The following is a 24,147-nucleotide window of genomic DNA, read 5'->3' as shown; positions in this document are numbered from 1 at the left end:
CCCGCACCCTGGGGCCACTCAGAATGTGTAATTCACGCCGACATTGACGAAGCGGCCGCGGGGATCGGCCTGGGTGCTGTCGAAGTAGGTGTTGGACGGGTCCCACGGCGGGCGGCGGTTTTGCAGGTTTTGCACGGCCAGCGTCAGCGTGGTGTTGGCGATGCCGGTGTAGGCAATCGAGAGGTCAAACGTGCTCCAGTTTTTTACCCGCTCTGGATAATCGGCGGTCAGGCGGTTGGCCAGGTTTTGCTGGTAGCCGCCGACGTAGTACCAGGTCAGCGTGCTGGTGAAATCGCCGATGGCCCAGCCCAGCCCGATGCTGCCGCGCCACTTTGGCAGTGAACCGAAGAGATTGGTGCCGGCACCGTTGACGGGGGCGTCGCCAGCGACCAGCGGCTCGCTGTACTTGAGCAGGCGGGTGAGCGTGCCGCTAAGCGTGAAGCTGCCGTAGCTCTGCGTGCGCAGTGCTTGTTTGAAGTCGATGTCGACGCCATCGGTGCTGAGGCTTTGTTGATTCTTGTACTGATTGGTGATGATGGTGATGCGGCCCTGCGCATCGCGGATCACTCGTGGATCTTTGCGCTGCACCAGTGCGGTGGCATCGTCTGGCCCGATGATGCCGTCTTGCACGATGTGGTAGTAGTCCACGCCGATGCTGGTGTCAGTGCTGGGCGAGAGCACAAAGCCGAGGTTGTAGTTGCGCGAACGCTCGGGGCGTAGTTTCGGATTGGCCGCATTCACACTGGTATAGCCACGGCGTTGGCCCGGCGTGACCGGGTCGTAGGGATCGACCACCGAGCCGTAACTGACGGCGGTGCTATTGGTGATTTCCGGCAACGACGGCGCGCGGAAACCGCGCGAGTACGAGCCGCGCAGCAGCAGCCAGTCGAGCGGCTGATAGCGCAGGCTGAATTTAGGCGCGAAGGCATTGCCGAAATCGCTGTAGTGATCCAGCCGGCCGGCGACATTCGCCTCCAGCGTGCTGAGAATAGGCAGGTTGAATTCGGCATACGCGGCGTTGACGTTGCGCGAACCGCGAATGATGTCGATCGCCGGGCGCAGCTCGCTGCCCGACAGCACGGCCGACGAGGTGCGCGAGTTGATCGACTCATTGCGAAACTGATAGCCGGTGGCAAAACCGACGGCGCCAGCGGGCAAGTCGAATAGCTGGGTGCTGGCGGTGGCATCGAATGTTGTCAGTCGCGACACCGCCGGACGAGTGGTGAACAAGCGCAGTGCATCCACCGCCGCGGCCGGGTTGCCGGTGCCGGCAAGGTTGTAGCCGCCGTTGGCCAGCAATGATTCAAAGGCGTAGCGGTTGCCGAAGTTGGTCACGTACTCCTTCAAGCTGCTTTCGGAATGGCCGGCCGAAACGTCCCAATCCCATGCGCCGGTATGGCCTTTAATGCCGCCGAGAAAGCGGGTGAAGATGGTGCGGTCGTACTTGTTGCGCTGCCCCACATCCCACAGGTTGGCGTTGACCGGTGTGGGCACGTTGTACGGATTGGCCGGATTGCCCACGGGCAGGGTGCTATCGATATTGACCAGCCGCTGATTGATGTTGTCCCAGGCGCGCAGGCCGCTGCCGATCGACAACGGGCCGCCGAACACGAAGGCGGCGCGGCTGCGGCTGTAGATGGCCTCGCCATAAGCTTCGATATCGTCGGTGACCTTGACGGTGGCGCGCAGCACCGCGTGATAACGCTCAATGCCGGGAATCAGCGAGCTGTACTGCGCCGGGTTATAAGCCCATACGTCCCCGCTTTTGCCGGGGGTGATCGCGGCATAGGGCACTCGCTGCACCGGGCCAACGGCGTTGGCAAAGCCTTGGGTTGGATCGTTGTTGTAGTAATTGGTCGGCGTCCAGTTCAGACGTCCGCCTGGCTTGTCGCGAAAATCGTTGTCGCGTAGCCAGCTGACATCGCTCTGATTCAAGCGGCTGCGACGCGTGCCATCGACTGCAAAGAACACGTTATAGCGGTCCTTCTTCAGATCGCCGTGGCCGAGCAATAGATGGAAATTGTTTTCGGTCTGGCCGGTACCTTCGGTATTGCCGCCGTAGCTGACGCCGGCTTCGGCACCTTGATAGTTTTGCTTGAGAATGATGTTGACCACGCCGGCGATGGCGTCGGAGCCATAGACGGCCGAGGCGCCATCCTTGAGCACTTCGATGCGCTCGACGGCAGCGAGTGGCAGCGAGTTCAAGTCGACAAAAGTGTCTTGCAATTCATTGGCGGTGGCATAGTTGGCGACGCGCTTGCCGTCGAGAAGAATCAGCGTGTTTTTCTGGCCCAGCCCGCGTAATGACACGCCAGCGGTACCGGCGGAAAAGCTACCGGTGTATTGCTCGTTGACGCTGTTGCCGGCATTGGCGGAGATCGAGCGGAGAAAGTCGGGCAGGGTGGTTTTACCGCTGACTTTGATCTGCTGCGCGGTGATGACCTGTACCGGGCTGGGGCCTTCGGAGTCGGTCGTCTTGATATTCGAGCCGGTGACGGTGACCGCCTGCAGCTGGGTGGTTTTGCTGCTGTTGTCGTCTTCGGCATGCAGCACCGATGCCGCAAGCACGGCGGCAATGGCGAGGGGGAGCAGGCTTGGTTTAAACATGGGTACACGATTCCTGTAAGCGCATGCCGTCCCGGCGTGAGCCAGGTGCAGGCAGGCGTTGGGCACAGCGGGGGAGCTGCTTGGTGGAGTACGCCGGAGTGGGCGTCAGGGGCGATGCGCGCGAGGCGCGATCAAGGCTGTGGGGTCAGCCGATGTGGCACATTCGACAGCGACAACGCGTTTGACACGAGCAGGTTTGACAGCGGCTGCTCTGGTCAGCGTGGGCTGGGCACGAGTTATCCGGACAACCGTGGCGATGGCCTGGGTTGCCGTGGGCGTGGTGGTGACTGGAATGAATGGCAGAGATGCGACGCATCGTGACGATCCTGGCGAGCTACGAGCGGTCTGGTGCGGACCGGTCTTGCGGGGTTTAGCGCGGGATGAAGATCAACAACAGCAACACATCGCCATCGGGCGATGCATGGTGTTGATGTTTGCGCTGATACCCTGGATGTTCACGGCTTGCCTGGTTCTTGATGTGGTCGCATACCGCTTGGATGTCTGGCGGTATGGGCGGCTATTTGCGCATTGCACAAGATGCTTGTCAAGTGTTTGCGAAAAAGGTGTTGTTTTCTTGCGAGGGATTGGATGGGATGTTGAGGGCTTGGTTGTTGTTAGGTTGCGAGGTGGTTTGCCTGTGGTGGATTTTTCGCTTGGTGGTTGTGTTATCGCGGCCTGGCTCGCCTGCGGCGGGGTTTCGAACCCCTGCCGGGGTCCGAGTCACTTTTCTTTGCGTGGCCAAAGAAAAGTAACCCAAAGAAAGGCCAACCCCGCTTGTCGCCCTACGGGTGCGTGAGGGCTGGCCGGGCTTTTCGACAGGGCTTCCTGCCCTGACGAAAAGGCATTGGCGTCCATGCCAATGCCCCTACGGGCCTTGTCGTCCAGCCCTCACCGACGCACAGGGGCCCTGTAAGGTCAAAAGCCACAGCCACAGCCACATCAAAGGCAAGAGCAGCAGCCATCGCAGCGTATGGTGTTCGCCTCAATGCTCGGCCCTGCGGTTTTGGCCCCTCCCCCTACGTGTAGGGGGAGGTTGGGAGGGGGTCTGTTCTTGCCGCAAGATCGAACCCCTCCCGAGCCCTCCCCTGCGAGCAGGGGAGGGAGTGGCGGGTCTTGTCGTGTTGGGGCGAATGTGGGGCGGTCGCTAATGGGGGCGGGGAGGCTCTGGATTTGCTGGATTTGCCGGCTGGAGGCCCTGGCGAGCCCATCCGTGGCGGGGAAGGGGGGCAACCGCTACCCTTGGCGGATTGTTTTGCCTGGATAGCCTTATGCCTTTCGATTTGCCGCCGGTGACCCGAAATCTGCTGATTGCCAATATCGCGGTCTATCTGCTGCAGCGGTTGTGGCCGGAGACTATGGTGTATTTCGCGCTGTGGCCGTTGGGTAATGAATTATTTCAGCCCTGGCAGATAGTTACCGGCGCATTCATGCATGGAGGGATCGAGCACATCCTCTTCAATATGCTGGCGCTGTATATGTTTGGTGGGCAGATCGAGCGGTTGTTTGGTGGGCGTAACTTCACGATTTATTACTTTGTCTGCCTGGTCGTCGCCTCGCTGCTGCAACTGGTCGTGATGAAGTATTTCCTGCACGATGCGGAGACGCCGACGGTGGGGGCTTCGGGGGCTATTTTCGGCTTGTTGCTGGCCTTCGGCATGATGTATCCGTATGAAAAAGTCATGCTGATTTTTTTGCCGATCCCGATGCCGGCGTGGCTGTTCGTCACCGGCTACGCCACGGTGGAGCTGTTATCCGGGGTGCTTGGCTGGATGCCAGGTATCGCTCACTTCGCGCATTTAGGCGGCATGCTCGGCGGCTATGTGCTGATCGAGTACTGGCGCGGCAAATTTCCGATCAAGCCCAAGCGTCGCTTGCTGCGCTGATTCCTCTTATTCATCGGCTGACCTCATGACTCATCATTTGCAGCGCGGGCTTCGCTCGCGCCATATCACGTTCATGGCGCTGGGCATGGCCATCGGCGCTGGCCTGTTTCTCGGTTCGGCTGGTGCCATCAAGCTGGCCGGGCCTTCGGTCTTGTTTGCTTATCTGATCGGCGGGGTGATGATTTTCATCATCTTGCGTGCGCTAGGCGAAATGGCGGTGCAAAACCCGGTGGCGGGTTCGTTCAGTACCTATGCGCATAAGTATCTGGGGCCGTTTGCCGGCTATTTGACGGGCTGGAACTACTGGCTGCTGATGGTTGGTGTGGGCATGGCCGAGAGTACGGCGGTGGGCATTTATATGAAGCCGTGGTTTCCCGATTTGCCGCAATGGATCTGGGTGTTCGGCAGTGTGCTGATGATTGGCAGCCTTAACCTGCTGGCGGTGAAGGTCTATGGCGAAATGGAGTTCTGGTTCACCCTGATCAAAGTGGTGACGGTGGTGCTGATGATTCTCGGCGGTGCCACCATGATCTGGCTGGGCTGGGGCAATGGCGGCCAGCCGATTGGGCTGGGCAACTTGTGGCAACACGGTGGCTGGTTTCCCAATGGCATCACCGGCATGGTGATGGCGCTACCGGTGGTGGTGTTTGCCTTTGGCGGCATCGAAACGATTGGCATGGCGGCGAGCGAGGCGGCGGAGCCGCAGCGGACGATTCCGCGGGCGGTCAATTCGGTGTTGTGGCGCATCCTGATTTTTTATGTGGGTGCGCTGTTTGTCATCATGGCGCTGTACCCCTGGAACCAGTTGGGCACGCAGGGCAGCCCGTTCGTGGTGACTTTTTCCAAACTGGGCATCCAGCAGGCAGCCGGCATCATTAACTTCGTGGTGATTACCGCGGCGCTATCGGGTTTCAATAGCACGACCTTCAGTGGCAGCCGCATGCTTTATAGCTTGTCGACCAAGCATCAGGCGCCCGCGGTGTTGAGCAAGCTAAGTAACAATGGCGTGCCAATTTTTGGCGTGCTGGTGACCCTGGCCTGTCTGATCTTTGGCGTCGTGCTGAATTACCTGGTGCCTGAGCGCATCTTCGCGATGATGATGTCCATCCTTGCCTTTAATACGGTGTGGACGTGGTCGATGGTGCTGATTGCACACTTTCGTTTTAGGCAGTTGCACCGGGATACAGTGAGCGCGTTTCCGCTGCGCGCGTGGCCATTGAGCAGTGTGATCTGCCTGGCGTTTCTTGCCTTTGTGATCTTCATGCTGGGCTATGGCCCGGATACGCGCGTGGCCTTGTATGTGGGCGCGGCGTGGGTGCTGTTGCTGAGTGTGGCTTACCAGGTATTCGGCATCAGGCGGCGGATGGAAGCGCCGCTCTGATGTAATGATGATCGGCCGTATGGCTGCCTCCGCCTTGTCGAGCAGTGGCAGCTGCATGGTGTCCTCAGTGAACCGGGACGGCTGGAGTTTCATCCTGCAAGGCAAAGTCCACCGCTGCCGCGGCATGCAGGGCGGTGCTATCGAAAAGCGCAACCGGACAGTTATCCGGTTGGATCAATAGCGTCAGTTCGGTGCACCCCAGGATAACGCCCGTGGCGCCCGCCGCCATGCCTTCGGCAATGGTTTCGAGCAAGGTGAGGCGTGAGGCTTCATGGATCGCGCCGGCACAGAGTTCGTCGTAGATAATGCGATGCACTTGCTGGCGCCTTTCGGCGGACGGGGTGATGCATTGGATGCCGAAACGGTCTGCGATCCGTCTGCGATAGAAATCCTGCTCCATCGTGAAGGCGGTGCCCAGGAGCAGTATGCAATCCATGCCGGCGTTTCGGATTGCGTTGCCTACGGCATCGGCGATATGCAGGAACGGCAGCGGCGTGGCGGCGATGATGGCGTCTGCCACTTTATGCATCGTATTGGTGGCCAAGACGACGCAGTCGGCGCCGCCGGCTTGCAGGCGGCAGGCTGAGGCAGCCAACAGTTCGCCTGCATGTTGCCATTCGCCAGTGCGTTGCAATGCGGCGATATCTTCGAAATCCAGGCTGTCCAGTAATAATCGAGCGGAGCGTAGAGGGCCGAGCCTGTCCCTGGTGCCTCGATTGATGAGCTGGTAGTAGACCAGCGATGACTCCCAACTCATGCCGCCGATAACGCCGATAGTGCGCATGTTGCTTGCTCCGATCCATGTGATGGCCATGCATGCCGCATCGATGTATTCGATGTCAGTCATGGCCGCACTGTATCACCGCACTTTTGCGACGGAGCGCGACTTTCAGGCCGCCTTATTCCGGAATTCAGTTGTAGCGTTCGCCATCCCAGCCCTGTAGATATTTGGGCAGGGGATCATCGATGTCGAAGACGCGGCTTTCGTAGAACAGATGCATGGCAGGCATCAGCTCTTTCGGCATGACGCCGTGGTGATGCTTGGTGAAGCGCGCATTGGGAATGATCAGATAACCGAGCCGGTTGATGCCATGGACGATTTCGCCGCAATGGCGGCAGCTGATCCGACGCATTTGCAGGGTCGGGTGCTGGTATTCCAGGACGGCATCGTTACCGCTGCGTTCGACCTGCTCGGCTGGCCACGCGGTCGCGGCCAGGACGATGGAGCCATACAGGTCGCGGCAGGCATGGCAATGGCAGATCGCGCGCGCCGCGGGAGCGCCGCGTGCGATCAGCATGACCTTGCCGCAATCGCAAGGTAGGCGGTAGGTCATGCTAATGGCGGTCTGCATATTTGGCCGGAGTTACCGCAGCGCCAGGAAGTCTGTGCTGGCAACAAAGCGTACCGAATCCAGGCGCAAGCGCGATTGCGGCAGGGCGGCCAGCAGGGCGCTACGCTCCTCGGTGACGGCTGCGATTTCCATCTCACTGATCGACGGATTCACCGCGCGCACTGCGAGCAGGCGCGATAGCTCGGCATCGAGCGTGTCGGTGGCCAGGGTGACGGCGTCGGCAATGCTGGTTTGTGCACGAAGGCCAGCGGTGGCTTCGGCTTTCTCCAGCATCGGCGGCACCAGCTTGGTCAGAAATTTACGGTAGCGCGGCACTTCGATATTGCGGTCGGCGGCCTTGCGCAGGGCAACCTCGCTGGGTTGAAAATCCACGCGCTCGGTCAGCTTGGTATCGATGGTGACGACGATGGGCAGGGTCGGCAGAAAGCGCTCTGCATCGAGCTTACGGTCGGCTACGCATTCGAGCAGGTACACCGCTTGGAGCAGGGCGCTACGTGGCGGCAGCATGTCGTCGACCATGAAGGCGGCATTGCCTTGCTCGCTGGTCAGCGCTAGATCCAACGCCCCGGCGACCAAGGGGTGGTCGAAACGGAGCAGCGGCAATTCCTCGCGTGCCAGGGCGACTTCGCGCGAGAAGGTCACCGACTGTGGACCTTCGGCAAAGCCAGGCAGGGCATCGGTGGAGAGGTATTGCGGATCGAGCAGCAGCACCTGGCTGCCCAGCTCTTCGGCATGGATGCCGAATTGCTCCAGCAGGCGCTGCACGAAGGCATCGCGGCCGGGGTCGTGATCTTCGCGGCTGAAGGCCTGTTGCAGTTCGTCCGCGTGCAGGTCGCGGCTGGAGGCTAGTTCGAGCAAGTGGTCGCGGCCGGCATGGATCAGCGCGGCCATTTCTTCGTGGCTGTCGCGGGTTTCGACCAGCAGCACATCGAGTTCCTGGTCGCGGTTGTCGTCGCCGCGGGCGTGTTCGTCGGCCAGTCGGGCCAGCGTTTCGCCGTAGCGGCGCAACAATTCACGGCCATCGGCGGGGCTGCTGCGGAAGGCATCGATGCCTTGGTCGTACCAGCGGGCCAGCACGTGCTGGGCGCTGTCGGTAACGGTAAGAATGTGAATGCTGATGTCGTGCTTTTGGCCGATGCGGTCGAGGCGGCCGATGCGCTGTTCGAGCAGGTCGGGGTCGAGCGGCAGATCCCACAGAATCAAGCGGTGCGCAAACTGGAAGTTACGGCCTTCGGAGCCGATCTCCGAGCACAGCAGGAGGCGGGCGCCATCAGGCTGGGCGAAGTACGCCGCATTGCGGTCGCGCTGCACGATGCCCAGGCCTTCGTGAAAACGCGCCACGCCGACACCGCTCTTGGTGCGTAGCGCCTCTTCCAGCGCAAGCACCTTGGCCTGGCTGCGGCAGATCAACAGGAACTTGTCTTGCGGATGCTCGTCGAGCAGGTCGACCAGGGTTTCGATGCGCGGATCGTTGCTGTAATCCGGCTCGAACGCGGGCTGCTGCTGGATGTCGGCGTGAAACTCGATGAGCAGCGCCTGCCGGGTGTCCTCGTCGACGTCATCGGCATCCAGCGTATGCCAGACCAGGATGCGCTTGGGAAAGCCGCCGATACCGGCGCGACGGTTGCGGAACATCGAGCGGCCGGTGCCGTGGCGATCGATCAGGGCAGCGAGAATTTCGCGTGCGTTGTCCGGCTTGGTGGTGTTGGCGAGCAGCGCCGTCAGTGCGGCGTCGCCATGGAAGGCGTCGCGCAGCGTGGCTTGTTGGGTGTCGTCCAGCACCTCGCCATCGAGCAACTTGTCGGCGATTTGCGACAGGCGCTGAAACGAATCGGATTCACCCAGGTAGGTATTGAGGTCGTGATAGCGCTGCGGGTCGAGCAGGCGCAGGCGGGCGAAATGGCCGCTGCGGCCGAGCTGCTCTGGCGTGGCGGTGAGCAGGATGACGCCGGGGGTGGCGGCGGCGAGCTTTTCCACCAGGGTATAGCGCGGGCTGGCGGCTTCGGGGGTCCAGGCCAGGTGATGCGCCTCGTCCACGACCAGCAGATCCCAGTGTGTGTCCAGCAGTTGCTGGGCGCGCTTGGGCTCGGCTTCGAGAAAGCCGAAGTCGGCGATGACCAGCTGTTCGTCGTCGAAGGGGTTGCTGCCGTCGCCGGACTGCTCCAGCGCCTCGCAGCGCTCCTCATCATAAATGGCGAAGCTGAGGTTGAAGCGGCGGAACAGCTCGACGAACCACTGATAAATCAAGGTATCGGGCAGCAGCAACAGCACGCGCTCGGCACGGCCGGTCGCCAGCTGGCGTGCCAGGATCATGCCGGCTTCGATGGTTTTGCCCAGGCCGACTTCGTCGGCAAGCAAGACACGGGGCGGGCGCCGGGCGGCCGCGATGCCGGCCACGCGCAGCTGATGCGGCACCAGGCCGATACGGGCGGAACCCAGGCCCCAGGCGGGCGAGCGGCGGACTTCGGCGCGGCGTTTAAGGCCTTCGATGCGTAGCTCGAACTGCGCGACCGGGTCGGTGCGGCCGCCGATCAGCCGGTCGTCGGCCTGGCTTACGCTTTGCTCGTCGTCAAGCTGGCCCTCGTGCAGCTCGCGGCCTTCGCCGCGGTAGATCAGCAGGTCTTCCTTGATCTCGACCCGCTCGACCAGAAAGGCGATGCCTTTGCCGGCAATACGCTGCCCGGCGCGAAATTCGGCGCGCACCAGCGGGGCTGAGTCGACCGCATAGGGGCGTAAGACCCCCGCTTTGGCGAATAACACCTGCACGCCACGCCCTTCGACGCGTAACACAGTGCCTAGACCAAGCTCAGGCTCGGCAGTGGAGATCCAACGTTGACCAGGTACGAACATCACGACGCCGATAGCTGCAAGGGCCGCCGATTATCCGCTCATGGGCGCTTAGTGGGAACCGTTATCGTCCCTTTTGAGCTATTGCTGCCAGCAGGTCTTGGTTTGATCGGTACCGCCTGAATCCGCCGCAGTGCGCACATTGCCGCTGGTCAGAGTCAATTTTGCGCATTGAGTGTCCTTGAGCTGCGGCGAGCCGGTCGCCGGTGTCGCGCTAAGTGTGTAGTCGGTGTGAGGGGTGGTGGTGCCGGTGAAGCTGAGGGCGATCGTGTAATAGTTCGAAGGCGAGGTCGTCAGCAGTGGCAGACAGCCTTTGCTGCCGGTGCCAGAGACATTGTTGTAGTCGAAACTCTGTGCAAAACAACGCTCGAGAATGGCTTGATCTTGCGATAAAGCGGCATAGGCATCCGAGCGCCGGCTGCGTTGAAGGTATTTCGTATAGCTTGGAAAGGCGATGGCGGTGAGAACGGCAATGATCATTACCACGATCAGCAGTTCGATCAGGCTGAAGCCCGCGGCGGATGGGTAGTGCTGTTTTGCACGCATGATGATCTCGCGCTCAGTGGTGGCTTGCAGTGGGTTCGAGCGTATGTATCCCAATGACATTTTTGCCGTCGAGGGTCAGGTCAAGCTGCACGGATTGCCCTGCCTGGGGCGTTTGATTGGTGCCATTGAACTTGGTGCCGGCAGGTACGTTGTAGGTATGTCCGTTGACCGTGACCATGGCGTCCTTGCCGTTGCTGTTCACGCGCTGCACCACTCCGTTTATGGAGGGTGTCGCCATGCTTGCGGCAGCCTGTTGGCTGAGTCCGCAGGCGACAAGCAAAATGGTCAGGCTAATCGGCGTCTTCATGATCGCGTCCTTATTTGATTTGCCACCAGCCCACGCGGCTGGAGCTGTGTCCGATCGTCGGTATGACAGTCAGGCCTTGGGCGGTACTGATGATTTGTACATTGCTGCCACTACCGCTCTTGGCCGTGGTCGGCGCGGCGCTATAGGTCTGTCCGACGAGCGTGCCGGTGATATTTACCGTGGTGCCATTGGCCAAGGTGGCCGTGCCGATGCTGAGCCCGCCCGCAAGGCCGATGGATGGCTGGCTGAAGGGGCCGCCACTGAGGTAATTGACGTTCATCAGATACGAGGCTGGCTGAGCGCAGGACGAGGTCGGCGGGATATTGATGGTAAACACCACGCCGCCGTTCTCCACCTGCGAGATTGTGTATGAGCGTGCGCCGCTACTGACACTGGACAGATCAAAATACCAGCCTTCCTGTGGATTGAGTGAAACGGTGGCGGGCGGCGCTGAGCTGTTGGTAACGGAGATCGGGGCGTAGGTCAGATTGACCGGATTATTGCTGGAGGTCAGCGCTTGCGAACTGGTGCCCGAAATAGTCACGGTTTGCGCGGTCACGGTTTGTTGCTGCAGATTGGAGCGCGTGTATGGCGGGGCTGGTACCGAGCCTGAGGGGTAGTTGCTCAGATCGCTGGTGTTGTCGAACACGCCGTAGAAGCTCTGCGTATTGGTACTGGTCAGATCACCCTGAGCCAACAGCTCGCCGGTACCGAAGAACGCCATCATGCCCAGCTCGTTGGGGAAGTTGGGGTTGAGGGTCAATGCTGATATTGATGGCCCACAGGTTGCCTTGGAGATCACCTGCATAAACCATGTCCTGCGGCACACCGACCACACCGCTGGAGTTGCCCACCGATACGCTGGATAAGCCATTGGGCAGGCTTGAGCTGCAAGCGGCGGCTGGCACGCCGGTAGCGTTGCATAAGTCGATTTTGGCCAGCTGAGTACCGGTGCTGGCGTCGACGGCATAGAAGAACGGGCGACCCTGGGCGCTGTTGTAGCCGTTGCCGAACACGACGGCAAAGCCATTGACATTCTGCTTGCTGGTGGCGTCCTTCACCGACACGGCGAGCGAGCGCACGATGGCGGGGGCGCTGTAACTCAGGCCCATGTCGGTATCGGTGAACTCCCACAGTACCGAGCTGGCTACTGTCGTGTCTGAGGTGAAGTTGCTTGGATTGGTCACATCGAGGGCATAGATACTGCTGCCGCCGGCGTTTTCGCCACCCACCAGCAGGCTATGCCAGTTTCCGTCCGCAAGCATGACATCGTCGACTTGTGGCGAGCCATCAACAAAGAACTGGTGATGGTAGTAATAGTAAGGGCTGGCGAGCATATACAGATTTGAGAAAACGCCGCCGCTGCCACCGTTCGGAATAAAGGCCATCACCTCTTTGCCGGTATTGGCATTGACGCCGTGCAACATGCCGTCATTGGCGCCGAAGTACAGCATGGGCGTGCGCCCGGTGATGGCGCTGCTGGCGGTGTAGGTGTTGTACGAGGTGTCTGGGTAATAGTCGGTCGGTGCGCCGACAAAAAAGGGCGCGCTGTCGACCACATCGCCTAGCAAATGCTGACGGTTGCGGAACTTGCCGCCATTGCTGATTTCCTGGGAATGATCGCCGCGCAGGTAGCTCACCAGGTTCTGCCCATTGGTGCTGTTTTGTTGCAGCTTGGTCTGCTGGGTGGCCGACAGGTTGCTCCAGCTGAAGCCTACCGCTGCCGGCGTCACCGTGCTGGAGCTGTTCACGTGATAAGGGTCCCAGGTAGCGATGCTGCGGCTGCTGCCTTGAGTATCCAGCTGAGCGCGCGCGCTCCAGGTGAACGTGGTGTTGATGCTGGCATTCGCGTCAATGCCGAATTCCTGCAGGTCGCCGGCCCAGGCATTGTCGACTGAGCTGCCCGAGGAGAACGTCGCTTGATAGACCTGGGAATTGGCACTCAAGCTGGTCGAGTTGGCTGCCGCCGAGCTGGACGAGGAGCTCTGGCTGGAGACGTCGGCGAGGATGCTTTGCAGATCGCTGACCAAGGCCGCCGGCGTGGTTGCCGGAAAGTACTGGGTGCTACCGGTAATCTTGCTGACGGCAGCGGAACTGCCGCCAGCAATACCCATGGCGTTAAGTGTCGCGGCGGCCTGTGGGTTGATGCTGGGATCCACGCCGGCGCCAAGGCCGACGACATAGGTTTCGATACCGGCGGCATTCAAGGCTTGCAGCTGAGCGATGACGTCAGTAAGCGCCTGATCGTTGGTGGTATTGAGCGAGCCGTCCGTGTTGAATGTGGCGGTTACGCCGTAGCCAGCTGCCGAGGCGCTACCCAGGGGCGGCCAATTGCTGCCCGCGAGGTCCTCGGTAGGCAGGCCATCGGTAATCAGTACCACGTATTGTTTTGGCGGGGTGCAATTGCCTGAGGTACTTGGAAGACTGTTGGCAAGCGTGGACTTTGCACTGGTCAGCAAGCCGCCCAGCGCGGATTGCCCGGCGACCGATTTGATTTCGGATGAACGGGAGTTGTTCGTTTCCGGTGCCAGCGCTGCCGAAAAGTAGCCGGCGGCGGTAGTTACTGAAGCCGACGTAGGTGACTGTCCCGCGCTGATGATGGCGTGGCCGCTGCTGTCTTTGGCCGTGACGTTACCTGTGCCACCCTTTTTTGCATCCTGGGCGCCATAGCCGAAACCACGTTGTATATACATCACTTCTGGCGAAAACGGGATATAGCCGGCGTTGGTGGGCGAGGTCTGCTTGTTGGCGTTGGGAACGGCGTTGTCATACGTGGTGGTGATGCCACCCGCGTTGTATTTACCGAGGGTGTAATAGGTATAGGGGTTGCTCGGCGTAGGGCCGCCGTAAGTAACGTAAACGCCAGGGCCACCGCCGCTGTAAAGCACGTCGTTGATGCTCGGATCGTCGCTTGACGCACCAATCACCATGTATCGGTTGTCACCAATACTGCTGCCCGAATAATGGTTGTCAATCGACGAGCAATTGCTATTGACCGTCGATGAGGCATTTGAATAGTTATAGCAAGGGTTGAGGATGTAGCGCGTCGAGCCGGTGGGCTTGGTATTGGTGAAGGTGAAGCCACCATCGGCGGACATTTCGTACACCCAGGTGGTGTACAGCGTCGTGCCGGTCGTTCCATAGTCGATCAGGCCGAAATCGGTGCTCGGCAGGTATTGCTGAAGAATGGCGCTGACACCCTGCTTGGCTACGTTTAGACGGCTGGGGCTGTTGTCGTAGAGCGTGCCGTTGGAATCACTCGTCGTGTAAGGGGCGCTACCGCCACTGCCGCCATTCAATGGCGGGGTGAAGCCGGTGGGGATGCTGAAATTGACTGGTGAGCTGGTGGAGTTCAGCGTCGACATGCTGCTGCTGAGTGAGCCTGAGCCGGTCATGATGGCGCCAGACAGATTGCCGTCCATGGATTCTGAATTGCCGATTGCGAACAACACCTGTGGATGCGTCGGCTGCACCACGGTCAGCGGCACCTGCGAAATGGGCAAGGTGGGTGGCAGCGTCCCAGCGCGTGCAACGCCGCTCGGCAGATTTAATCCGCCGATCAACAGCACCGTTACGGCCGTACCTATGGCAAGGCGTAGCGAACGGACGGCCAAATGGGTCAGCGTGCTCATGATGATCGGCCTGCGAGTCATTAGGGTTTCTGGAATAGGGTTTGCAACATCACGACGCTGTTGCCATCTGGTCCGGCAACCCGCGCGGTAATGCGATATACCTGCAAGGGATGCCTGGCATCGCTGCCGCGGGGCACTACCGGGGGTAGTTCCTCGATCATGAATTTGTGCAGGCTGCCATCGTCAGTAGCAGTGATTTTTGCCGACAGTGCACCGGTCCAGTTTGCGGCAACCGTCCATGGCGGCGTGGTCAGCAGGCCGCAATCTGGACGATTGCAATAAAGCCCGCCGGTATTGTTGCGAAAGCCGCTGAGACTTCCGCTGTTGAGCTGATTGGCCGCATGGCGCAAGGTCGCCTCGGCCGCCTGCACTGACAGTTGCTCAGCCGCCGAATTGCCGGCCATACGGGTTTGCGAGCCGATTTGTTCGATGATGACCAGCGACGCGATGGTCAGTATGAGCAACATGATCAGTACCACCGGCAACACGATGCCGGCAGCATGGCGACGATGTTGTGCTGAGTAGGCGTTCATAGCGTGGTGTTCCGAGTGTTCACGGTCATATAGAACACATGCCGTAGCCGCGAGTCGGCTGGCACACTGAGGCTGCTGTTGAATAAGCTGTAAAGGGTGGGGGCAGTAAGCTTGGACGCCGAGCCCTGATTGCCTTCCACCAGAAAGCCCAGTTTGACTACGGTTACCAGCGACCAGCCGCCGGCTGCGGCAACGCCGTTGGCATCGACGTACTGGGTGACGTTGCCGTTGGTGATGCCGTACAGCACCTTCATGCCGCTGACGCCAGGAACGATTTCGTTGACGGTCCAGAAGGCGTTCGCCGCACCGGTGCTTCCCAGCGTCATCACACCTTCGAACAAGGCACTTTGGCCGGCATGCCCCTTGGCGATGAAGAAGGCGGTCTGTTGCACCGGAGCCAACTGGGCGCCAGCCAGAAAGGTCGGAATGCCGTTGGGTCCGGTGGTATAGGAAACGACATTGCCGGTGACTCCGGTGGCTTGGAACACCACGCTTTTGTTGCAGTCCGATAAGGCCAGTATCTGTGCTCCGCTGGTAAGCGGGCCCTGCGTGCTGTCGACAATGCTGATGGGCGCGCTGGCGGTGACGTCTTGTTTAGTCGCGGTCGGCACGCTGCCTGAGGTGGCGCCGATTAAGGTGAGTACGTCACTGCCCTTGGTCACGCCGCCTGCAGTGACAAACGATGCATCGAGTGCCGGCGCCCAATCGCCTTTGCTGACATCGTTGGCACTACCGTCGACGATCGATGCAGGCAGGGTGCCGGTATATCCCTGGATGCCGCTGCTGGTATCAAAGGTCAGCGGTGTGGTGCGCGAGGTCAGATAAGAATGCACGCCATTGCTGATCGCACCGCATCCCATGAAGCCGGAGCCGCGAATTGCTGGCGTGACAATCGCCGAGATCGCGTTATCCGCATCTTGCACTAGCGCTTGCGAAGTCGTGGTGCTGTAGACCTGCCGCTGGGCAAGGAAAATGACGAATACGCCGGCCGAGATGATCAAGCCGAGCGCCATGGCTAGCATCATTTCGACCAGGCCGAAGCCGGCCGGTCGCGATGTCATATGGCTGAATTTCATAGCGCGGTAGTCACCGTATAGGTGGGAGTGCTCAACGTCGAAGTCGAAGAGAGGGTGCCGCGACTAAGCGTGGTTTGTGCTGGCTGATCGCTCCAGGTCACGGTGATCGTGACGATGGTGGTGTTGTCGGTGCCGGCGCTGACCGCGACCGAGCCAAGTCCGCCAGGTACATCGGCTTGCAGGCCCGACTGCCATTGCCAGACGTCGAACGCGGCCATTTGAGCGGGGGTGCAGGTAGCCGTGGAGCAGTTGGGGCTTGGGGCGCTACCCGCGGCGGCTGCGGCGACGATATAGGGGTTGCCGCTAGTCGGGTCGTGGGCAACCGATGCATTCGCGCGCATGCGCTCGAGGATGTCATAGGTGTACTGCACGGCCTGCTGCCTGACATAGCTGGACGTCGCGCTGCTGGTTGCGGTCAGTAGCGTGCTGGCAATGCCGAGCAGGCCGATCGAGACCACCAGCACCGCGACCAGTACTTCGATCAAGCTAAAGCCTTGGCTTGTACGTTTCATCGTCGTGAGCTCAGGGGCAGGTGAGGGCGGTGGTTCCGTCAGGAGCCGTGCCGGGTTGTGGGGATGATTGGATATAGCCCGTGCTGCTGACCTCGACCGCGCGTGCCATCGAGGCGCCCCGTGAATCGCAGACCACCAGCAATTCATTGCCGGTCAGGCTGGGGATCAGCCCGCGGCCGTTGAAAGTGAATAGCAGATTGCCGTTGACCGCTTTCAACGTCGGCGCCGTGCTGCTGGCTGGCAAGGCGTGGGTGGTCAGGGTGTTAGCTGGATTGCCGTTGCCAGGCACGGTAATGACGTCCCAGCCATTGGCCCATACGTCGGTGGCACAAACCGTTGGGTTGGCGCCCGTCGGCGTGCCGTTGATACCACTGACACCCGCACACAAGGTCGTATTTTGATCGAGATCGAGTGCTTGGTTGCGCGTGTAGTGCAGCGAGGCAACCAGACTGTCGACGATGCTGTCACGCCGAGCGTTGGCGATTAAATTTCGAAAATTGGGCAACGCAATCATCGCTATGATCGCGGCGACGGCCAGCGTCACTATCATTTCTACCAGCGTAAAGCCGGCAGAGTGCAGCCGATAAGCGCGGATTGCTTTCATAGGTCGCGCCCCCCTGTCCGCGGCGCTACTAACTGTGGTTTCGTTAGATTTTGCGTTTTGTGCGGCGCTGTGCGACATACGGTGCCCCCTAGGCAGCCATGAGTCGCCTACCATCGAACGTCATCCAAAGACGCGCTTCGGCAGGCCGCATGGCGACAGGGTTGATGAGCTTGTCTGACTGGGTGCTGAAGGTTTTTACTTGCGATTAGATCTTGCGATTTGCCGCCGCCGGTCTGGAAAAAGTGACCGTTTGTCTGCCGAAATCGATCTTTTTCGAAATATGTTGCGGCCGCTTTTTCTGCGCGTGCGAGCGCCTTTGGCGGTGAACAAAGGTCGCGCCCGGTTGCCCTGGATTTCAAGCTGGTGCTTTATGTCGAACCGATCACAAAACGCGGAGTTTTTGGGCGAGCACTCGACGGCCGCACACGAATGTCATCCGTATTCGGTCGATCGGAGGCGTGTGTTGATGTGTTTGATCAGTGCGTGCAGCTTGATCTGTGATGAACTTCGCAATTGCTGCGCCAGCGGCTCAAGATAGTGACGTGGCGCAAGTGCGATGGCGCCTTCAATCAAGCTGCTGGCTTCATCGATACGGCCTTGGCCTGCCAACACTGATGCCCAGCTGCACAGGCCGCGATAGTCGCCGCCTTCGGCGGAGCGGCGGTAAAGCTCGAAGGCGTGTGCCTGATCGACCTCGACCTCCCAGCCGTATTCGTAGAACTGACCGAGAAAATGCATGGCGCGGGCATGGCCTAGTTCGACAGCACGCGTGAACCATCGAAAAGCCTCGGCGCGGCTTTGCATCATGCCACGGCCATTGGCATGCATCTGGGCGAGGTTATAGACGGCCCAATCCAGATCGTGCGTGGCGGCGCGGCGATACCACACCGCCGCCAGTTCGTAATCTATCGGCGTGCCCCAGCCGCTTTCATGGCAGCGGCCCAGCATATTCATGGCCATGGGCACATCGGCGTGTGCGGCACGTTGAAACCAATGCAGTGCCTCTTGGGCATCAGCGCTGACGCCTGTGCCATCGAGATAGAGCTGGGCCAGCCAGGTTTGTGCGGGAGCATGTCCCGCGCGCGCCGCTGCCTGCAGGAGTTTGGCGGCCTCGTCGGGTTGCTGCTGCAGCAGGCGATTGACTGCATCGACATCGAGCATGGATGCGTTGCTCGAAGGTTGCGGGGTGCCCGGCGTCTGGCTATCCATCAGGTCTCGCTCCATGGCCGTAAAAGGTGGTGATAAGCGATAGGTAGCAGCATCGGGTGTCTTAGTGCTCGACGGCTTAGCGTGCAAAAGCCTCGCCCGTGACGGGCACGGGCGAGGCTTGTCGTTACGGCGCAATCAGAATTTATAGTTGAAGTTCAGGATCGCCGAGCGGCCTGCTGCGACCGAGGCGTAGTGCGCGGCATAGGCCTTGTCAAAATAATACTTGTTGGTGAGGTTCTGCACGTTCAATTGCAGGGTCAGCTGGCTATTGACCGCGTAGGAGGCCATGGCATCGAAGCGGGTGTAGCCGGGCACCCATTTGGTGTTCTGCGTATTGCCGTAGACCTTGCTCATGGCGTAGGCGCCGCCGCCTACGGTGAGCTGCGGGGTGATCGCGTAGCTGGTCCATAGCGTGAAGCTGTTTTCCGGGGTGTTGGGAAACTGTTTGTTCTTGCTGGCGAGATCGCCCGGCGCCGGCTTGATCAGTTTGCTCTTGAGATAGGTATAGCCGCCGAACACGTTCCAACGTTCGGTGATATCGCCGCTGAGGCCGAGCTCGAAACCATCGACACGCTGCTTGCCTGCATTGATCTGTGGGCTGCCACGGCCGCCGGTGTTGACGCGAGCATTGGTTTTCTCGGTGCGGAATACGGCAGCGGTAAGCGAGAGGTGCTTGTCGAACAAATCCCACTTCGAGCCTAGTTCGATGTTGCGGCTGTTTTCCGGTTTCAGGTCATTGTTGGTCAACGCAATGCCATCGGCACCATCGCCTGCATCGACGCCTGGCGGGTTGGATGAAGTGCCGTAGGAGAGGTAAATGCTGCCGTTCTCCGCCGGCTTGTAAACCAGGCCGCTCTGGTAATTCCAGAAGTTGGAATGGTTTTTGATGACGCCGGTAGAGGCGCGCGACTTGGTTTGGAAGCTGTCGAAGCGGGTGCCGAGGTTTAACGACCATTGCTCGTTGAACTCCATCGTGTCGAAGGCCCAGGCCGAGCGCGTGTCGGTAGTGATGCGGGTGTAGTTGAGCAGGCGCACCACCGGCCCATTCCACGGATCGTTCGGATTGGGGTTGATGACTGGCGCGCACCAATAGCCGGAGCTGGCTCCGCTGCCGCGCGTGCATGCATTGAGATTGCCGATGCGATAGCCGTCGCGATGGGTCTTTTCGTTGGAGATTTCGATGCCCACGGCCAACGTATGCTTGATCGAGCCGGTCTGGAATTCACCGGTGAGATCCGTCTGATTGGTCATGTTGGTGGTGTTGCTGACGCGATTGTTGTTGCGTCGCCAGATGCCACCGTTGACGATGAAATTGCCCTGGCTGTCATCCGGTTGGGTCCAGATGTAGTCATTGGTGGAGCGGCCGTACATAGTGGTGTTGCGTAGCAGCCAGCCGCTGCCAAAGTTGTGCTTGACCAGGACAGTGCCGACGTCGTTGCGCTGCTTCTGGAAGTCGCGCGAATACAGCCCGTAGTAGGTGTCGTGCGGCACGTGGATTGGCTTGCCGCTGCCCTGCGGGTAGTTATTCGGGTTGTTGTATGGGATGCCGCTGTCGGGTTGATCGTCACTTTGCAGGTGGTAGTAACTAAGCGTGACGCTGGTATCTGCATGCAGGCCAAAAGTCATCGAGGGGGCGATGCCCCAGCGGCGTGAGTTGGGGCCGCCGCGGTCGGCGATGTCGTTGCGGTGACCAAGCACATTCAAGCGGAAGGCCGAGTCGCTGCCGATCAGTTGGTTCCAGTCGACCGTGGCGCGCTGATAGTCGGCGGTGCCCAGGCCGAGGCTGCCGCTGAGAGCATTCTCGGTGGTGGGCGCCTTGGTGACCAGATTGATGCTGCCGCCGACGGAGCCGCGGCCGGTATAGGCCGAACTCGGGCCCTTGATGACCTCGACCTGTTCAATGTCGAAAATTTCGCGCGATTGTGAGCCGGAGCTGCGCACGCCGTCGATAAAGATTGAGCTTTGCGAATCAAAGCCGCGGATAAAAGGCCGGTCGCCGTTGGGGTTGCCGCCTTCGCCGGCACCAAAGGTGATGCCGGGTACCGTGCGCAGGGCATCGGCAAGTGAGATCGAGCCGGTTTCCTGCAAGATCTGCTGCGGAATCACGGTGACAGCGCGTGGCGTATCCAGCAGCGACGCAGTGAACTTCGGCGAAGTCGAGTTCACGGTGGTCGCCTGGACCTTGACGCTCTCCAGCTTGGTCGCCTTGGGCTTCTGGTCGTCGCTGTTGGGGGTGCTATCGGCGCCGCTGTTGGCCTGGGCGGCGACGGGCAGCAAGGCCAAGCCTAGCGCCGACATCAGCAGGCGTTTGGGCGCGCCGGGTTGCGAGGTGACATAAGCAGTGGGTGAGGACATGCGACGTTTTTCCTTACGAGACATACAAATGCGGGGCGCGTGCAAGCCGCCGGCTTGAGGCGACAGTGCGATGGGTTCCTTGGCTGGGTTCGGGCGGCGCTATGGCTGGAAATCCTTTCCGGGGCCTGGCGTAGCTCGCCTTGGCTGAGCCTGGTGAGGCGCACGGAAGGTAAAGCAATTGATAATGATTCGCAATAAATTTCGAAATTACTGCTTTGTTGAATAGAAACTTGCGCCGGACGGCTCGGCGCAGATGGCTCGGTTTCCGGGTGCGATCACCCGCGGCGACGCGGCTGTTCGTGGCGCGATGGTTTCGCGGAAGAGGCCTGTCCTTGAGGGTATGCCCCGGTGATCAGTGGCTCAATCACGGGCAGGTGGCGAAGTCGTGCACAAAAAAAGCGGCAGCCCGCTGGGCCGCCGCTTTTTTGTCGCGTTGAGTATGGATTGAGCAGATTAGTCGGGGTACGTATCCGGAACCCATAACGCCTTGGGTGTTACGCCTTCGCGTTTCGGCTTGCCTTTGAGCTTATCCAGCTTGATCGATGCCGATTCAGCGTGATGACGCGGGACTTGCTCCAGCAAGTGCTTGATCAGGTTGACGCGGCCACGCTTCTGGTCGTTGAAATCCACCACGTACCACGGGGCGTTGGCGCGATGCGTACGTTCGATCATCACATCGCGCAGCTTGCCGAACTCGGCATACTTTTCACGCGAGGCAAGATCGACCGGCGAGAGCTTCCAGTGCTTCAACGGGTTTTCGGCGCGTTCGGCAAAACGCTGTTCTTGCTCTTTCTGATCGACGGCCAGCCAATATTTGATCAGGATGATGCCGTCATCGGTGAGTAGCTTTTCAAATGCCGGTACGGCGGTCAGAAAGGCTTCGTATTGATCTTTATGGCAGAAATGCATGGCCGGCTCGACCACCGCCCGGTTGTACCAGCTGCGATCGAACAGCACGAATTCGCCGGCGGCGGGAAGGTGGCTGACGTAGCGCTGGAAATACCATTGCGTCGCTTCGGTTTCATCGGGCTTGCCCAGGGCGGCAATCCGGTAGCCGCGCGTGTCCATGCTTTCGGTGATGCGTTTAATCGTGCCGCCTTTGCCGGCGGCGTCACGCCCCTCGAAAATCACCACAAGCCGTTTGCCGCTGTGGCGCAATCCGAGATGCAGGCTAGCAAGCTCAAGCTGCAACGCATCCATGGTTTTACGGTAGTGCTTGTCTTGCTTGCTCATATTTACATCCTTATAGATCCAGATCAGCGGGCGGCCGGCCGATGCGATAGCGCGCGCCCATGGCCTGGATCGCACGGCGAAAGTCGGTGGCGAAACCTTGCATATCGAAAAGTGGATTGCGCGAGCGCTGCTTCAACAGATGCCGGCGCAAGACGGTCAGTGCTTCGCGGTCGCTGCCCAGGCGCACGGCCATGTCGACAAAGGCCTGTTCGCCTTCGACGATCAGTTCGGGCAGGCCCACATGATGTAGCAAGCTGGTGGCGACGCGGCCGACCAGGGTGTGCCCCGAGTGGGTCAGTACCGGACAGCCGGACCATAGTGCATCGATGGCGCTGGCCTGGGCGTTGTAGGGTCGGGTGTCGAGAAAAAGATCGGCATGGGCGAGACGGGCAAGATATTCGGCGTGAAACAGCTGCGGCATGAAGATCAAGCGGTGCGCCGCAACGCCGTGGGAGACCGCCGTGGCGCGCAGGCGTTCGTCGGCTTCACCGGGCCCGCTATGCAGCCACAGCACGCTCTCGGGCACCCGCCGCAGAACCGCCATGAACTGAGCAAAAGTCGCCGCGTTGAGTTTGTAGCTGTTATTGAAGCTGGCAAATACAGTGCCCTGCGCGGGCAGACCGCAGTCGCTACGGCTGGGCGCCGGGATCAATTCGCGGGTGCTGTCGTAGGGGATGAAACAGCGTGGCAGGCGGATCAGTTTTTCGCTGAAGTGTTCGCGCAGAAGCGGCGGTAAGGCAATGGTGTCGGTGACCAGATAATCCATCCATGGTGCACCGGAGGTACTGGGGCAGGCCAGCCAGTTCACTTGCACGGGTGCTGGACGCAGCTCAAACAGATCGACGTTGGAGCCGCTGCCATAACCGCGCAGGTCGAACAGGATTTCGACGCCGGTTTGGCGAATGCGCATAGCGGTTCGCGCCGGGCCAAGACCGGCCACATCGTGAATCGTGGCGGCTGCCTGCAGGCGATGATAAATCGGGCTGTCGTCGGCCGGCTTGGTCGCGAACAAATGGATATCCAGCCCGCTGCCCTGTAAGGCCTCGAATAAGGCCACTACCAGGCGGCCGATGGAATGCTCGCCAAAGCCGTTGGAGACAAAACCCACTCGCCACGGTGCATTGGCGCTGGTCGGTGGGTAGCTAAAGTCGAGTTGTTGCCGCAGCGGCGCCATTTGCGTTTCGATGCCGCTGGCGAAGGTGGTCGCACAGCGGCGCTGTAGCGCTGCACTGGCATCTTCGGCGAGAAACGGAAACGGCATGATGCCCGCGCGCCCATCGATTACCGCACGGTGTAGCTGTGCACTCAGCACATCCAGATCGTGCCAGTCGTACAGGCGTCGCTTGGCGAAAACCAATTGGCTCAATGCCGGGCCGGAGCCTGGATTACAGCGCAAGGCGCGCGCATAGGCCTCGGCGGCGAGCGTGAGCTGGCCCGACTCGTCCAGCATCAATCCAGCCCATAGCGGGTGATGTGGATGTTCCGGAGCCAGCCGCTCGGCCTCCAGATAGGCCTGGGCAGCCGCTGCAATATGGCCTTGTGCTTGCAGTACATGACCATGTAGTTCGTGCGTGGCATCGAGCCTGGGCGCCAGTCGCAAGGCTTCGTCGACATGGATGGCTGCCTGGGCCAGGTTGCCCAGCTCCATTTCGGCGGCAGCGAGATTCAAGCGCAGGCCGGGATGCTCAGGCGCACCGTGGGTGGCCATGGCATAGGCCTCTCGTGCTTGTGGGTAGCGGGCGCTAGCCATCAAGGCATTGCCCAGCCCAAGCAGCACCGCGGGGTGTCCGGGGTTGCGGCGAAGCGCCGCGCGGAGGCGTTCGATGGCCCCTTCGGCGTCGCCATCTTCCAGTTGCGCACTGGCCAGGTTGCACTGCACTTCAATGTGTTCGGGCGCGAGCTCGGCGGCGTGATGCAAAGCCTCCAGTGCGTGGGATCGCTGCCCTATCCGCAGTAGCGCGATGCTATGCAGGCGGGCAAATTCGGCATTGGCCGGGGCCTGTTCGCGCAAGCGGGCCGCCACACTCGCGGCCTCGGTAAAAGCACCGCGGCGCAGTAGTTCGGCAAGAT

18 protein-coding genes are annotated in these 24,147 nt (G+C 60.5%); 2 read left to right on the top strand and 16 right to left on the bottom strand.

Going from position 1 to position 24,147, the window contains the following annotated elements:
* Positions 1–18: 18 nt before the first annotated feature.
* Positions 19–2,607 (bottom strand): TonB-dependent receptor plug domain-containing protein, encoded by a 2,589-nt coding sequence (locus tag OUZ52_RS01050; protein ID WP_266156443.1) that lies wholly within the window; start codon positions 2,605–2,607, stop codon positions 19–21.
* Positions 2,608–3,875: 1,268 nt separating this feature from the next.
* On the opposite strand from OUZ52_RS01050, the gene OUZ52_RS01045 reads away from it, so the two are divergent.
* The gene (locus OUZ52_RS01045; protein WP_266156442.1) at positions 3,876–4,490 is read left to right on the top strand and encodes a rhomboid family intramembrane serine protease; all 615 of its coding nucleotides are present in this window, start codon (positions 3,876–3,878) and stop codon (positions 4,488–4,490) included.
* Between the two features lie 25 nt (positions 4,491–4,515).
* On the top strand, positions 4,516–5,871 hold the full coding sequence (locus OUZ52_RS01040) for an amino acid permease (RefSeq protein WP_266156440.1): 1,356 nt from the start codon (positions 4,516–4,518) through the stop codon (positions 5,869–5,871).
* A gap of 64 nt (positions 5,872–5,935) precedes the next feature.
* Here OUZ52_RS01040 and OUZ52_RS01035 read toward each other — a convergent pair whose 3' ends face one another.
* The 15 genes from OUZ52_RS01035 to OUZ52_RS00965 all read right to left on the bottom strand — a co-directional run bounded on the left by OUZ52_RS01035 (position 5,936) and on the right by OUZ52_RS00965 (position 24,088).
* Complete coding sequence (locus tag OUZ52_RS01035; protein ID WP_266156439.1) at positions 5,936–6,655, bottom strand: aspartate/glutamate racemase family protein; 720 nt, start codon at positions 6,653–6,655, stop codon at positions 5,936–5,938.
* A gap of 127 nt (positions 6,656–6,782) precedes the next feature.
* A complete protein-coding gene (locus OUZ52_RS01030) occupies positions 6,783–7,205 on the bottom strand; it encodes a GFA family protein (RefSeq protein ID WP_266156438.1) in 423 nt (140 codons plus the stop codon).
* A gap of 30 nt (positions 7,206–7,235) precedes the next feature.
* Positions 7,236–10,073, bottom strand: coding sequence for an RNA polymerase-associated protein RapA (gene rapA / locus OUZ52_RS01025; RefSeq protein WP_266156437.1), 2,838 nt, complete (start codon positions 10,071–10,073; stop codon positions 7,236–7,238).
* Positions 10,074–10,151: 78 nt separating this feature from the next.
* Complete coding sequence (locus OUZ52_RS01020) at positions 10,152–10,616, bottom strand: type IV pilin protein (RefSeq protein WP_266156436.1); 465 nt, start codon at positions 10,614–10,616, stop codon at positions 10,152–10,154.
* A 13-nt stretch (positions 10,617–10,629) separates the two neighbouring features.
* Positions 10,630–10,923, bottom strand: coding sequence for a hypothetical protein (locus tag OUZ52_RS01015; RefSeq protein ID WP_266156435.1), 294 nt, complete (start codon positions 10,921–10,923; stop codon positions 10,630–10,632).
* A gap of 10 nt (positions 10,924–10,933) precedes the next feature.
* Positions 10,934–11,650 carry a pilus assembly protein gene (locus OUZ52_RS01010; RefSeq protein ID WP_266156434.1) on the bottom strand — a complete coding sequence of 239 codons (717 nt, stop codon included), beginning with the start codon at positions 11,648–11,650 and terminating at the stop codon, positions 10,934–10,936.
* Positions 11,607–14,555 (bottom strand): pilus assembly protein, encoded by a 2,949-nt coding sequence (locus OUZ52_RS01005; RefSeq protein ID WP_266156433.1) that lies wholly within the window; start codon positions 14,553–14,555, stop codon positions 11,607–11,609. Before OUZ52_RS01005 ends, OUZ52_RS01010 begins: the two co-directional genes overlap by 44 nt.
* Positions 14,556–14,575: 20 nt before the next feature.
* On the bottom strand, positions 14,576–15,088 hold the full coding sequence (locus OUZ52_RS01000; RefSeq protein WP_266156432.1) for a pilus assembly PilX family protein: 513 nt from the start codon (positions 15,086–15,088) through the stop codon (positions 14,576–14,578).
* The gene (locus tag OUZ52_RS00995) at positions 15,085–16,149 is read right to left on the bottom strand and encodes a PilW family protein (protein WP_266156431.1); all 1,065 of its coding nucleotides are present in this window, start codon (positions 16,147–16,149) and stop codon (positions 15,085–15,087) included. The genes OUZ52_RS01000 and OUZ52_RS00995 overlap by 4 nt, the downstream gene beginning before the upstream one ends.
* Positions 16,150–16,160: 11 nt before the next feature.
* Positions 16,161–16,676 carry a type IV pilus modification protein PilV gene (gene pilV, locus OUZ52_RS00990; RefSeq protein WP_266156430.1) on the bottom strand — a complete coding sequence of 172 codons (516 nt, stop codon included), beginning with the start codon at positions 16,674–16,676 and terminating at the stop codon, positions 16,161–16,163.
* Positions 16,677–16,686: 10 nt separating this feature from the next.
* Positions 16,687–17,280, bottom strand: a complete 594-nt coding sequence (locus OUZ52_RS00985; protein WP_266156429.1) for a GspH/FimT family pseudopilin — start codon at positions 17,278–17,280, stop codon at positions 16,687–16,689.
* Between the two features lie 432 nt (positions 17,281–17,712).
* Entirely contained in the window at positions 17,713–18,489 is a 777-nt protein-coding gene (locus OUZ52_RS00980) for a tetratricopeptide repeat protein (RefSeq protein WP_266156428.1), read from the bottom strand.
* Positions 18,490–18,624: 135 nt separating this feature from the next.
* On the bottom strand, positions 18,625–20,844 hold the full coding sequence (locus OUZ52_RS00975; protein ID WP_266156427.1) for a TonB-dependent receptor: 2,220 nt from the start codon (positions 20,842–20,844) through the stop codon (positions 18,625–18,627).
* Between the two features lie 453 nt (positions 20,845–21,297).
* Positions 21,298–22,077 (bottom strand): polyphosphate kinase 2, encoded by a 780-nt coding sequence (gene ppk2, locus OUZ52_RS00970; RefSeq protein ID WP_266156425.1) that lies wholly within the window; start codon positions 22,075–22,077, stop codon positions 21,298–21,300.
* Between the two features lie 10 nt (positions 22,078–22,087).
* Positions 22,088–24,088 carry an O-linked N-acetylglucosamine transferase, SPINDLY family protein gene (locus OUZ52_RS00965; protein WP_266156424.1) on the bottom strand — a complete coding sequence of 667 codons (2,001 nt, stop codon included), beginning with the start codon at positions 24,086–24,088 and terminating at the stop codon, positions 22,088–22,090.
* Positions 24,089–24,147: the final 59 nt, after the last annotated feature.

It is taken from the genome of Dyella silvatica (assembly GCF_026283955.1).
Classification (GTDB): Bacteria; Pseudomonadota; Gammaproteobacteria; order Xanthomonadales; family Rhodanobacteraceae; genus Dyella_C; species Dyella_C silvatica.
Note: the sequence above shows the minus strand (reverse complement) of the source record. Positions and strands in the feature narration are given on the sequence as shown.